The sequence below is a fragment of the Paenibacillus sp. sgz302148 genome (assembly GCF_056120465.1).
The window spans coordinates 1-13577 of sequence record NZ_JBVYOJ010000009.1; the positions used below are offsets into that span (position 1 = coordinate 1).

General features: G+C 54.5%; 12 protein-coding genes. 11 read left to right on the top strand and 1 reads right to left on the bottom strand.

What is annotated here, in order from left to right:
• Window positions 1–96: 96 nt before the first annotated feature.
• The gene (locus AC0LWM_RS14445) at window positions 97–990 is read right to left on the bottom strand and encodes a sugar phosphate isomerase/epimerase family protein (protein WP_474675659.1); all 894 of its coding nucleotides are present in this window, start codon (window positions 988–990) and stop codon (window positions 97–99) included.
• Between the two features lie 165 nt (window positions 991–1155).
• On the opposite strand from AC0LWM_RS14445, the gene AC0LWM_RS14450 reads away from it, so the two are divergent.
• From AC0LWM_RS14450 to glpK, 11 genes are all read left to right on the top strand, one after another.
• A complete protein-coding gene (locus AC0LWM_RS14450; RefSeq protein WP_474675660.1) occupies window positions 1156–2463 on the top strand; it encodes a DUF455 family protein in 1308 nt (435 codons plus the stop codon).
• A gap of 74 nt (window positions 2464–2537) precedes the next feature.
• Window positions 2538–3227: a deoxyribose-phosphate aldolase gene (gene deoC / locus AC0LWM_RS14455; protein WP_474675661.1), complete on the top strand. Its 690-nt coding sequence runs from the start codon at window positions 2538–2540 to the stop codon at window positions 3225–3227.
• 157 nt (window positions 3228–3384) lie between these two features.
• Window positions 3385–4329 carry a ribokinase gene (gene rbsK / locus AC0LWM_RS14460; RefSeq protein ID WP_474675662.1) on the top strand — a complete coding sequence of 315 codons (945 nt, stop codon included), beginning with the start codon at window positions 3385–3387 and terminating at the stop codon, window positions 4327–4329.
• Window positions 4330–4376: 47 nt separating this feature from the next.
• On the top strand, window positions 4377–5336 hold the full coding sequence (locus AC0LWM_RS14465; protein ID WP_474675663.1) for a nucleoside hydrolase: 960 nt from the start codon (window positions 4377–4379) through the stop codon (window positions 5334–5336).
• Window positions 5333–6274, top strand: a complete 942-nt coding sequence (locus AC0LWM_RS14470; protein ID WP_474675664.1) for a nucleoside hydrolase — start codon at window positions 5333–5335, stop codon at window positions 6272–6274. Before AC0LWM_RS14465 ends, AC0LWM_RS14470 begins: the two co-directional genes overlap by 4 nt.
• Before the next feature lie 32 nt (window positions 6275–6306).
• On the top strand, window positions 6307–7362 hold the full coding sequence (locus tag AC0LWM_RS14475; RefSeq protein ID WP_474675665.1) for a BMP family lipoprotein: 1056 nt from the start codon (window positions 6307–6309) through the stop codon (window positions 7360–7362).
• Between the two features lie 67 nt (window positions 7363–7429).
• Complete coding sequence (locus AC0LWM_RS14480; protein WP_474675666.1) at window positions 7430–8959, top strand: ABC transporter ATP-binding protein; 1530 nt, start codon at window positions 7430–7432, stop codon at window positions 8957–8959.
• A complete protein-coding gene (locus AC0LWM_RS14485; RefSeq protein ID WP_474675667.1) occupies window positions 8956–10035 on the top strand; it encodes an ABC transporter permease in 1080 nt (359 codons plus the stop codon). The genes AC0LWM_RS14480 and AC0LWM_RS14485 overlap by 4 nt, the downstream gene beginning before the upstream one ends.
• Window positions 10036–10038: 3 nt before the next feature.
• Window positions 10039–10980: an ABC transporter permease gene (locus AC0LWM_RS14490; RefSeq protein WP_474675668.1), complete on the top strand. Its 942-nt coding sequence runs from the start codon at window positions 10039–10041 to the stop codon at window positions 10978–10980.
• Window positions 10981–11073: 93 nt separating this feature from the next.
• A complete protein-coding gene (locus AC0LWM_RS14495) occupies window positions 11074–11823 on the top strand; it encodes a GntR family transcriptional regulator (RefSeq protein WP_474675669.1) in 750 nt (249 codons plus the stop codon).
• Between the two features lie 244 nt (window positions 11824–12067).
• Window positions 12068–13570, top strand: coding sequence for a glycerol kinase GlpK (glpK, locus tag AC0LWM_RS14500; protein WP_474675670.1), 1503 nt, complete (start codon window positions 12068–12070; stop codon window positions 13568–13570).
• Window positions 13571–13577: the final 7 nt, after the last annotated feature.

Sequence of the window (13577 nt, forward strand, 5' to 3'; positions counted from 1 at the left end):
TCAACATCGATGAAGCCGTGCCTCGCGCGCGGGGCGCGTTTGCCGGCAAGCGCGCCCCGGAGGTCAGTGGAATCCCCCGATAGAAGATTATCTTGCTTAACGCTTCAATGCCAGGCTCCAAGCTTCAGTTGCGAGACGTTTGAGGACCATATTTTGCTCCCAACGGTTGGATAGCTCGTCCTGCGGCGGCACCGTGTACGGGATTTTCGTGATCGCGTATTGCACGGGACCGAGCTCGCATACAAAAGGCAATACATCCCCGGGCTTCGCCTCGCCAAGCCAATGGCTCATTCCTTTCCTCCACCAATCCGCGAATACCGCGGCCATCGGATGCTGGCCTTCCGGCCCGATATCCACTTGAATTTGCTCTCCGTTCGAGATGCGCCCGTGAATACAGGACGTTCGTTCAAGAAGCCGATCGAAGTATGGCTCGGCCTTTTCGGAACGTTGAATCATTTCTCCAGCCAATACGTAGTGCGACAAATCGATCGTCAGCCGCATATTCGGTAGCTCTTTAACGTAACCTACCGTTCGTAGCAAATCTTGCGTGATTCGCCCGCGGTGCGTCTCGACGAAAAAAGGAATGCCCCACAAAGACGCCTCCTCAATCAAGCCATGTAGCCGGTCAACGGCTTCTTGTCCAACGATAAAAGAGTCCACGACCTGCGCATTGACGTAGCTGACGCCAAACGCCTTGGCACGTTCCATAAATGCAGCGAAGTCCGCCCGTTCCGCCGGAAACGCCTCGATGCCGAAGGAAAACCGGTATTCGTCCAGCAGCTTGCGCCATGTGTCCGCTTCGTCGTCCGCAGGCAAGCGGCCCATAATGCCGTCAAAGCCGGCCTCGGCGATCTTCTCGAATTTACGCTGCAACGACCATTCGCCGCTCTCGTCGCCGACTCCGCGCATCGCCCACCAGGATTGGTGCAGTTCCATCCGGGGGGCGCGCTCGCTTCCGTCGTTCATGTTCAAGTTCGTTGTCATGTTCATTGGTATGCTCCTTACTGGGTTTGTAGATTGACAGGAATTAAGAATTGACAACCGATTCAAGAATCAACTATGATAAATCTAACAAGACGTATATAGAGGTCTATATTCAAATATAGACATGTTTACCTGATACGTCAACTTCTCAGACATAGGAGGAACAGACAGATGAGTACAGCGTATTTGCCAGGTGTCCACAGAGGAAAGTATATGCGTTATGATACGGCTGTTATCCTGAAACGATTTTATTTGTGCGAAAAAACGATGGTGATCGGTCAAGCCGGTTGGCTTCCGGGAATCCCTTATTTTGATATGAAAACGCTTTTGCCAAAAATTTTATGGGAAGACGCGATGACCGCAAATGCGTTGCGGGAACGGGTATTCGAGCTTCGCTTCCCAAGCCGCATTCTCGAAATCAACGAGGATCAAGCGCTGATCGACGTAATTCGTTATTCGGAATCGGCGCCTAACGCAGCCGCTTATTTGGCTGTATTGTCCCGCGTGTTCAAGCCCGCGCTGAAAAAAGCTTACGAAACGTACCTTGAGCTCGCGGACGAGATCGGCGACGGGCCGACGTACCGCTTCATGGAGCTGGCGATCGTTGAAAAAGGCCGTCAAATCGAAGCGTTCGAGAAGCGCCTCGGCATCCTATGGACCGAAATGAGCGAAACAGAGCGCAAGGAAGCCGAAGATTGGGTTGCGCACATTCAAGAGCTTGTCGACGGCATCGGAGGCATCGGACTGGATACGCCGAAGCCGGCTTCGACAGAACTGAAAGCAGAGAAGCCGTTTGCGCCGTTGGAAGTGCCTGCACGGGGCAACCAATTCCGCAACCTTCGCTTCTATTGGCCGGACATGGTCGACCCATCGTTCGGCTATGGCAGCGGCGGCCAGCTGCAAATCCGCAGCGCGGTGAGCCATTTTAACGAAGTATGGGCCGTCGAAAATGCAGGGTTCGTTTTATATTCGTTTGCCGAACAGCTCGGATGGGAATTCGTATACGATGCGGCAAGATGGGTGTATGACGAAAGCCGTCACTGCCGAATGGGTTATGAACGCCTGAAGTCGTGGGGCTTCGAAGACCGCGAGCTGCCGCTTGGAACTTACATTTACGACAGCTGCAAAGGCCAAGAGCCGATTTACCGTCTCGGCATGCTGTTTTATTTCGAATCGAAAAATATCGGCAAAAAGCTCGACCGCGTCAAAAGCTTCGAGTCGATGAACGACCGGATGAGCCAGCACGACATGGATTTTGACTGGGCGGACGAAACGATTCATACGAGCTACGGGAAAACTTGGCTGTCTGCGATTTTGAAGCAGCGCGGTGAAGATCCGGACGATTATACCGAAATTAAAGCGGTATGCGAGAAGATCGTCGGACGCACGCTGGAAACGGTAACGCAAGAGGAAATTAAAGAAATTACCGAAATTGCGAATGCTATGTTCGCCAAAGCAGGAGTGTCGGGTCAGCAATAATGGACTGCAGCATATGCGTTTCAAGAAAATAACGCTTGCTCGTCACATTCCAAAGACCGAAGGGAGTCTTCACCATGTCCAATTCGTATACGGTACAAGAAGTAGCCGCTAAACTTCAACATACGCTCGTTACGCCGAACGCTTCGGAGGACGACATCGTTCAGGTTTGCAAGGATTGCATGACTTACGGGTTCAACGGCGCAATGATCCAGCCGACGTGGGTGCCGCTTGCGAAAAAGCTGCTGCAAGGCAGCGGCGTGAACGTTTGTACCGCTTTCGGTTATCCGATGGGCGGAGCGACGACTTTTACGAAAGTCGCGGAAACGCGCGACATTATCGCGGCCGGGGCCGACGAAATTGATTTTATGCCGAACTACGGTTGGTTCAAGAGCCGCAGGTACGATGATTTTCAGCAGGAAATCAAAGCGGTCGTCGAAGCGGCGAACGGACGGGTTGTCAAAATCATGCTCGAATTCGGCATGCTGAACGAAGAAGAGAAGGAACTGGCGGCTACGCTGGCGAGAGACGCGGGCGTGACGTATTTGAAAAACTCAAGCGGCTGGGGACAAGGCGGACATGCAACGGTGGAGGACATTCAGCTCTTGAAGCGGATCGCGAACGATCGTACGCTCGTCAAAGCTTCGGGCGGGATTCGTACGATGGACGACGCCGTCAACATATTGTCGGCAGGAGCAAATATGATCGGAACTAGCGGTAGCGTCAAAATCGTAACCGGCCGAGGAGAAACAAGCAGCGTCTATTGACCGCTGCTTGTTCTTCCCTCCAAGGGAGCTTTCGAATCGTCAGGATGACAAATTATTGCTTTGACAGACGGTTCATATCGTTTTATGATGTGTATATACGTTTGTATACGTTTACACAATAAACGCGATTTTAGGAGCGAATAAAAGGGGTAAACCTATGCACAAAAACCAGCAAAAACGAATTGTCGTAGTCGGCAGCTATAACGTCGGTTTCACGTGTAAAACGGCGCGCATGCCGGTATGGGGAGAGACGCTGTTAGGGAATGGGTTCTCGGTAAGCGACGGGGGCAAAGGCTCCAACCAGGCCGTTGCCGCGGCACGTCTCGGCGGAGAAGTGTCGTTTGTCGGTTATGTAGGCGAGGACGCTTATGGACGGGCGAGCGTGGCGATGCTGGAGCGGGAAGGCGTCCGCGCGGAGGACGTGTTATTCTCGGAGTCGGCCAAAACCGGCGTTGGCTTCGTATTTTTGAACGAGCACGGGGACAACTGCATCATTGTCGACCCGGGTGCGAACCATTTGTTAAGCCCTGTTGACTTGCAAGCGAAACGGTCCGTGATCGAGCAAGCCGATATTATCGTTTTCCAGCTCGAAAACCGCGTGGAAACGATTTTGGAAGGAATGCGGATCGGCAAGAAAGCAGGCAAAACGGTCATCCTGAACCCTGCGCCGGCGAAGCCGAACTTGGACGAGCTGCTTGCCGAAGCTACGATCGTCACGCCGAATGAATCCGAGCTGCTCATTCTGAACGGCATGGAGCCGTCCAACGCTTTAACCGTGGAGGCGTGCAAGGAACTGGCCGGCCGATTGCTTGCGAAAGGGCCGGAAGTTGTCATCGTTACGCGCGGCGAACATGGGGCGCTGCTTGTTACAAAAGACGGCATCGCCGAATCGTTCCCCGCACCTAAAGTCGAAGCGGTGGATACGACCGGAGCGGGTGATTCGTTCACCGGCGCGATTGCGGTTGCCCTTGCCGAAGGCAAGGATTTGCGCGAGGCGGTTCATTTTGCCTGCCATGTCGGCGCCTTTTGCGTGACCAAGGAGGAAGTGATTCCGGCGCTGCCGACTCGCAAGCAGATCGAAGAGTTCATGAATCGAAAATAAAAGGAAGAAAACGGTGCACAATAAATAACGAAGGAGCATGCTTTCCGATGACAAAAGTGTATTTAAACCATGACGGAGGCGTCGACGATCTCGTTTCGCTGCTGTTGTTAATGCAAATGCCGGACGTGGAACTCATCGGCGTATCGGTCATTCCCGGGGACTGCTATTTGGAGCCTGCCGTTGCGGCTTCCCGCAAAATTATCGACGTGTTCGGAGACGGTTCCCCCATTACGGTCGCCGAATCGAACTCGCGCGGCAAAAACCCGTTCCCGCACGAATGGAGAATGCACGCTTATTTCGTCGATGCGCTGCCGGTGCTGAACGAAGCGGGTCATATTCGCACGCCGCTAGCACAGGAGCTTGCTCATGAGCATATGATCAACCTGCTCCGCGCGTCGGACGAGCCGGTTACGCTCGTGTTTCTCGGACCGCTGACCGATTTGGCGCGGGCGCTGGATCAAGCGCCGGATATCGAAGCGAAGATCGCCAAGCTGGTCTGGATGGGCGGCACGTTCACGAAGGACGGCAACGTGCACGAGCCGGATCATGACGGCACGGCGGAATGGAACGCTTACTGGGACCCGGAAGCCGCGTACCGCGTATGGCAAAGCGGCATCGCGATCGAGATGTTCCCGCTGAAGGCGACGAACCAAGTGCCGATGACGCTCGGTCGCCGCAATTTGTGGGCGTCGCTGCGCAAATATCCGGCGGTTGATTTTATCGGGCAATGTTATGCGATGGCTCCTCCACTCGTTCATTTCGCGACGAACTCGACCTACTATTTGTGGGACGTCCTGGCGACGTCGTCCGTCGGTTCGCGTGATCATTTGCTGAAGACGGCCGAAGTTCGCTGCATCGTTCATGCAAGCGGTCCGAGCCAAGGGCGTATCGAGCTTTCCGAGCAGGGTAAAACGGTAACGACGGTTGAAGAGGTCGATGCGGACGCTTTTTACGGATATATTACGGAGGTTATGAAACGATTCACATTGCCCGGAGGTGTGTCATGAAACGAGTCATACTCGATACGGATACGGCCGGAGACGATTGTTTCGCGATCTTGATCGCGCTCATGCATCCGAATTTGAAGCTTGAAGCCATAACGATCGCCGGAGGAAATGTCGGCTTCGACCAGCAGGTGGAAAACGCGCTGTATACGGTTCAGGTTGCAGGCAAAGGCGGCACCGTGCCGGTATACAAAGGCTGCGAGGCTCCGCTGCTCGGCAAGCATGAAACCGTCGAAGCGGTCCATGGCCGCGACGGCATGGGCGATTCGTTTTTCGACAAGGCGGTTCAACGTCCCGAGAAGGAACATGCCGTAGACATCATCATCCGGAAGGCGCATCAATATGCAGGAGATTTGTCGCTGCTGGCCATCGCGCCGCTCACGAACATTGCAATGGCGCTGCAGCGCGATCCGAGCATTGCCGGCAAAATCGAGCGGATCTATGTGATGGGCGGCACGAATAACGCGCTCGGCAACATTAAGCCGACCGTGGAATACAACTTCTGGGTCGATCCCGAAGCAGCGCGAATCGTGCTCCGCTCCGGCATTCCGATCACGATGGTCGGCTGGGAAATGTGCACGCGGTATTCCATTATGGATGACAACGATCATGCCGAAATCACGGCGTTGAACACGACGGGAACACGTTTCTTCCACGACGTGAACCGGGTCGTCATGAAATTCAACAAGGAAGTGCACCGCCTGAAGGGGACGACGCATCCCGACGCGCTGCTCGTTGCCGTCGCTGCGGATCCAGCCGTCATGTCGAAGAGCGGCGACTATTTCGTCGATGTCGAGCTGGCCGGCGAGTATACGCGGGGCTATAGCGTCGTAGACATCAACGGCAGGTTAGGACGCGAAGCGAACGTCACCGTATGCGAGGAAGTCGATCGGGACCGTTTCAAGAACATACTGGTGAATGTGCTCAAACAAATCGTTTAAATCCACATAAAAAATCGGGGGTAACATCAAAAATGAAAAAAGTAGTCACTTTAACGGCCGCCATCATTCTTGTTCTCAGCATCGCGCTTGTCGGCTGCGGGAAGAAGCAAGAAGCCGGAGGCGGCGGAGCGGCGGGCGAAGGCGCCAAAAAAATCGGCATGGTCGCAGACCTTGGCGGCGTCAACGACAACTCATATAACCAAACGAGCTGGGAAGGCTTGCAGAAGTTGGGCAAAGATAAGGGCGTCACGGTCAAATATCTCGAAAGCAAAAGCGACGCCGACTATGAAACGAACCTCAATCAATTCGTGCAGCAAAAATGGGATTTGAGCTGGGCGATCGGATTTTCGATGGACACGGCGTTAAGCCGAATTGCCGCTGCGAATCCGGACAGAATGTTCGGCGTTGTCGACTCGAACCTGGGAGGCAAAATTCCGGCTAACGTCGCATCCGTAACATTCAAGGAAGAGCAAGGCAGCTTCTTGGTTGGCGTCATCGCAGGTTTAACAACCAAAACGAATCAAGTCGGCTTTGTCGGCGGCGTTGATTTTGCGACGATCAATAAATTCGAATACGGCTTCAAAGCGGGCGTCAAAGCCGCAAATCCAAAAGCGACCGTGTCCGCGGTGTATACGAACTCCTTCGCGGCTCCGGACCTTGGCAAGCAAACGGCCGCAACGATGTACGACAAAGGCGTCGATATCATTTACCACGCTTCCGGCGCAACGGGAGACGGCGTATTCAACGAAGCGAAAGAACGCAAGGATAAAGGCCAGAATGTATGGGTGATCGGCGTTGACAAAGACCAATCGGTCAAATTCGGAACCGACATCACCTTGACCTCGATGATCAAACGCGTAGATGAAGCGATCTACACGATCTCCGAGCAATATTTGAACGGAACGTTCCCGGGCGGCAAGCAAACCGAGCTGGGCCTCGCCGAAAACGGCGTCGACATTTCGAAAACTTCCAGCGTGAACGTATCCAAAGAAATTTTGGACCAAGTCGAAGCGTTCAAGCAAAAAATCATCAAAGGGGAAATCAAAGTACCCGCAACTAAAGAAGAGTTCAGCAATTTTAAAGCTTAGCTGACTTCAGGCGACAAGGTATACTCTGTATGCCTTGTTGTCGTCATTGCAGCCAAGGGAGGAAGCCATGTCCATCGCGATCGAAATGCGCAATATCACGAAGCGGTTTCCGGGCATTACAGCGAACGACCGTATTTCGTTTCAAGTGAAAAAAGGCGAGATCCATGCGCTGCTCGGGGAGAACGGCGCAGGCAAATCTACGCTCATGAATATACTGATGGGTCTTTACCAGCCGGACGAAGGCGAAATTTACGTCGACGGCAAGCAGGTTGACATTGTCGATCCAAACACGGCGATCCGGCTTGGCATTAACATGGTGCACCAGCATTTTATGCTTGTCGAGCCGTTTACCGTTACGGAGAACATCATCCTCGGCTCCGAACCGAAGCAAGGGATCAAAATCGATTACCGCAAGGCGGAAGCGTCCATCCGCGATATTTCGGAAAAATACGGCTTAAAAATCGACCCGCGTGCGCTGATCCAAGATATTTCGGTCGGGATGCAGCAGCGGGTGGAGATTATGAAAACATTGTACCGCGGCGCGCAAATCTTAATTTTCGACGAGCCGACGGCAGTGCTGACGCCGCAGGAAATCCAAGAGCTGATTGAAATTATGCGCAGTTTGGCCAAAGAAGGCCGGACGATCATTCTGATCACCCATAAGCTGAAGGAGATCATGTCCATCGCCGATACGGTGACGATCATTCGCCGCGGCAAAGTGATCGACTCGTTTCCGATCGGGAATACGAACGAGCATGAGCTGGCGGAGAAGATGGTCGGCCGCGAGGTGAACTTCACCGTGGACAAAGAAGCCAAAGAAACGGGCGATACGGTGCTTCGCGTCGAGAACCTCGTCGTTCGCGACAATCGGGGCATCGGCGCCGTGAACGGGCTTAATTTGGAAGTGCACGGAGGCGAAATCGTCGGGATCGCCGGCGTAGACGGCAACGGCCAATCCGAGCTGATCGAGGCGCTGACCGGACTGCGCAAAATCGACAGCGGTCATATCTATCTCAATGGCGAAGAGATCACCAAGCTGTCCACTCGCCGCATGACGGAACGCGGAATGGCGCACATTCCCGAAGACCGGCAAAAACGCGGGCTCGTGCTCGATTTTACGGTGGCGGAGAATATGGTGCTGAATACGTATTATCAGCCACCGTTCAGCAGCGGCGGGTTTATCCGCCGGGACGAAACGCTCAAAAACGCCGAAACGCTGATCGGCGAATTTGACGTGCGGACGCCAAGCGCGGATACGCCGATTCGCGCCTTGTCGGGGGGCAATCAGCAGAAAGCGATTATCGCGCGCGAAGTCAAGCGCAATCCGGATTTGCTGATCGCGGCGCAGCCGACGCGCGGTCTCGACGTAGGCGCGATCGAGTTCATCCATCGCCGGCTGGTGGAGCAGCGCAATCAGGGAAAGGCCGTGTTGCTCATTTCTTTTGAGCTGGATGAGGTCATGGGCCTTTGCGATCGAATCGCCGTGATGTTCAAAGGCGAAATCGTGGGCATTGTCGATCCGAAACAGACTACAGAACGGGAGCTTGGGTTGCTGATGTCCGGCTCGGTGAAGGAAGGGCGGAAAACAGTCGTATGAAGCAGCTTCTCGATCGTATGCGAAACCAAACGCTGTCGACGGCTATCATTTCGATCGTGCTCGGCTTGTTGTGCGGCGCGATTATTTTGCTTATTGGCGGGTATAACCCGATCGTCGCGTATAGGGCGTTATTCGACGGCATGTTCGGGAGCCCCTATTTGATTGGCGAGACGATCCGGCAAATTACTCCGCTCATCTTGACCGGCTTGTCGGTTGCTTTTGCCTTTCGGACAGGCTTATTCAATATCGGTACCGAAGGACAGTTCATGGTCGGCCAACTGGCCGCCGTTATCGTCGGTACTTCCTTTGAGCTGCCATGGTTCATCCATGTTCCGCTCGCGATACTTGCGGCAGCGGTCGCCGGGGGGATTTGGGGAGCGATACCCGGCTACTTGAAGGCGAAGCGCGGCGTTCATGAAGTCATCACGACGATCATGATGAACTGGATCGGCCTTATTCTGGTCAACCATTTGATACGCACCTATTTCAAAGGCCAAGGGGAGCGGACGACGGACATTCACAGCTCGGCATCGTTAACTGTTGACTGGCTGAGCCAGATGTTCGGCGGATCCCGGATCAACCTGGGCATCGTGCTGGCGATTATTGCGGCGATCGTGATGTACGTGCTGCTGTGGCGGACAACCAAAGGGTTCGAGCTGCGGGCGGTTGGCCACAACATTCACGGCGCGGAATACGCCGGGATGAAAGTCAATCGCAACGTCGTCCTGTCGATGTGCATCAGCGGCGCTTTTGCAGGCATCGCGGGTGCGACGGACGGACTTGGCGTATTCGGGTACATGGCGATTTCTTCGGCATTTCCGGGATATGGCTTCGACGGGATCGCCGTCGCGCTCATCGGCGGCAACACATCGATCGGGATCGGGCTTGGGGCGATTCTGTTCGGCGGACTGACGTTCGGGGCCAAAAGCATGCAGATGGCGGCGGACGTTCCGTACGAAATTATTCGGATCGTCATTGCGCTTGTGATTTTCTTCGTCGCTTCAGGCCGGCTCGTGCGCAATTTTACGGGCTGGATCGGCAAAGCGGTCGTCCGCGGAAAGAAGGAGGAGGCCTAGATTATGGAATTGCTTAACAATTTGACGAGTATCGTCCACAACACGATCGTTTATTCCACCCCTCTCATTTTCGCGGCGTTAGGCGGCATTTATTCGGAACGTTCCGGTGTCGTCAACATCGGCCTGGAGGGGCTGATGATCATTGGCGCCTTCTCCGGCGCGGTGACGACGCTGGCGACAGGGTCCCCGTGGGTAGGCATTCTGGCGGCGATCCTTGTCGGTACGTTGTTTTCGCTTCCGCATGCGGTCGCTTCGGTGACGTACAAAGCGAATCAGGTCGTCAGCGGGATCGCGACGAACTTCTTGGCTTTAGGCTTGTCCGTTTATTTGACGAAGCAAATGTTCGACGACGCGGCGCAAACCGAAACGATCCAAACGTTGATCAAGAAGTGGGAAATCCCATTCCTCAGCGACATTCCGTATGTAGGCCGGGCGTTATTCACGGCTTATCCGACCTCATACATCGCGATTGCGCTAGTCATCGTATCATGGTATGTCCTATACAAAACGCCGTTCGGGCTTCGCATGCGCTCTGTCGGGGAGAAGCCGGCAGCGGCCGATACGCTGGGCATCAGCGTTGCGAAAATGCGTTATATCGGCGTTATGCTGAGCGGTGCGTTCGCGGCGTTCGGCGGAGCGATCATCAGCCTTACGACAACGAGCAATTTCTCGCAGAACACGATATCCGGGCAAGGGTTTATCGCGCTGGCTGCGGTCATTTTCGGCAAATGGCATCCAGCGGGAGCGATGCTGGCCGCGTTGTTCTTCGGGTTCGCGCAGGCGATCAGCTCGTCCGCGCAAGTATTCGGATTCGCCGAATATGTGCCGGTGGCGTTCATTCAAATGCTGCCTTACGTGCTGACGATTCTCATTCTTGCCGGTCTCGTCGGGCGAGCAAGACCGCCTAAAGCAAGCGGCATTCCATACGAAAAAGGCGAACGCTAATCACGCCGCCCGCGGGAAACTTACAAATTCTATTATGGTAAAAAAATCCGAACATGCTATAGTGGTAGTATCTAAGCACAAAGGGTGAACCGATTGAAACCGACGATTGATAAAAGCGGCCCTGAACCGCTGTACGTTCAGGTGCAGAATTGGATTAAGGAAAAAATCGCGAACGGCGACTGGAAGGCCAAAGAAAAGCTGCCGTCGGAGGCGGACTTGGCCGAGCTGCTCGACATTAGCCGCGGAACGATCAAGCAGGCGATCAAGCAGCTGATCACCGAAGGCATTCTCGTGCAAATTCATGGCAAGGGTACGTTCGTGATCGGCGAGCAGCTGGAGTACCCGCTTGCGGAAAGGCTCATATCCATCGCCGAAACGATGATCGAAAATCAGAAAAACTTCGTCACGAAGCTGATGAAGGTCGAAACGATCGCGGTCGCGAAGCCGATTGACGGATTGCTCAAGCTGCGCACGGGCAGCGATGTGTACAAGCTGCAGCGGCTCCGTTATTTTGAGGGAACGCCGGTCGTGTTTCTTGAAAACTATTTGTCGGTAGAGCTTTACCCGCGACTCGACCAATACGATTTTGAACAAGCGACGTTATTTTCCATTATCGAGCACGAGTACAAAACAAAAATCGTATGGGGCAAACGGTCCTTTTTGGCAAAAGGCGCCGACGAGCGGATCGCGAAAATATTGCAGATCGACAAAGGCACTCCGATTACGATGCTGGAGCAAACGACGTATACGGACAACGACATGCCGATCGAATATTCGAAAGTTTGGATCCGCAACGATCAGATCAAGCTCACTTCGATTCTGAAGCGGAATCAGATCGTATAAGGCGGATCGGAGCGGTTTACAATTCGCCGTTCGTCATATACAATAAGCCATAAGTAAATAATTTCGCTGTGAGACGATGGAGACAGCCGATATGGTGTTAAAGAAGAACGCTTCTTTACACATGCATATTGGCTGTCTTTTTGTCATGAATGGAGCTTTCTTCACCTCCCGAACCCGGGTTTGCCGTATAATGGGAGTATGGACGGCCGCCAGGCCGGAGCTTAATTAGGGGAGGCTTTCGCGGATGGACAAAAAATATGTATTGGCGCTCGATCAAGGAACTACAAGCTCCAGGGCGATTTTATTCGACGCGAACGGGGAAATCGCAGGCACGGCGCAAAAGGAGTTCACGCAGCATTTTCCGAAACCGGGCTGGGTCGAGCACGACCCGATGGAAATATGGGGCACCCAGAGCGGCGTCGCCCGCGAAGTGCTGGAGAAAACCGGAGTAAAGCCGCAGGAGGTCGCGGCGATCGGCATTACGAACCAGCGCGAGACGACGATCGTGTGGGATAAGACGACCGGTAAACCGATTTACAATGCGATCGTCTGGCAGGACCGCCGGACGGCGGAGCTCTGCGACGAGTTGAAGGAAAAGGGACTTGCGCCTTATATTTTGGAACGAACAGGCTTGGTTGTGGATGCTTATTTCTCCGCGACGAAAATCAAATGGCTGCTCGACAACGTCGAAGGCGCTCGGGACAAAGCGCGTAACGGCGACTTGCTGTTCGGCACGGTTGACAGCTGGTTGATTTGGAAGCTGACCGGCGGGGTGAAGCATGTGACCGACGTGTCGAACGCCTCGAGAACGATGCTGTTCGATATCGGCAAGCTCGAATGGGACGACCGGCTGCTCGAGGCGCTCGACATCCCTAAAGCTATGCTGCCCGAAGTAAAGTCGTCCAGCGAGATCTACGGCGTAACCGACCCGCATACGTTCGGCGGCGCGGAAATACCGGTAGCCGGCGACGCAGGCGACCAGCAGGCGGCCTTGTTCGGGCAAACGTGCTTTGAAGCGGGAATGGCGAAGAACACGTACGGGACGGGGTGCTTTCTACTGATGAACACCGGCATCCAAATGATCCGCTCTGGGTCCGGGCTGCTGACGACGATTGCATGGAAAATCGGTGATAAAGTGACCTATGCGCTGGAGGGCAGCATATTTATCGCAGGTGCGGCGATTCAGTGGCTGAGGGACGGATTGCATATGATCGAATCCAGCGCAGATTCCGAGTTGTGGGCGGGGAAAACGGACGATACCGGCGGCGTTTACGTCGTGCCGGCTTTTGCCGGGCTAGGCGCGCCGTATTGGGATATGTACGCGCGCGGAGCGGTATTCGGGCTCACCCGAGGGACGAAGAAGGAGCACTTTATCCGGGCGACGCTGGAATCGCTTGCGTACCAGACGAAGGACGTGCTCGGGGCGATGGAAGCCGATTCCGGGATTACGCTCAAATCGCTTCGCGTGGACGGCGGCGCGGTGGCGAACAAGGTTCTGATGCAGTTTCAGGCGGATATTTTGGCCGCGAGCGTCGAGCGACCGAAGCTGACCGAAACGACGGCGCTAGGCGCGGCGTATTTGGCAGGGCTCGCCGTCGGGTTCTGGCGGATGGAGCAGCTTTCCGGTCAAACTCGGAGCGGGACCGTATTTGAGCCGGAGATGGAAGAAGTGTTACGGAGCAAGCTATACAAAGGCTGGAAGAAGGCCGTCAAGCGAACGATGGATTGGGAACGCGACGACGATTGACCGAATC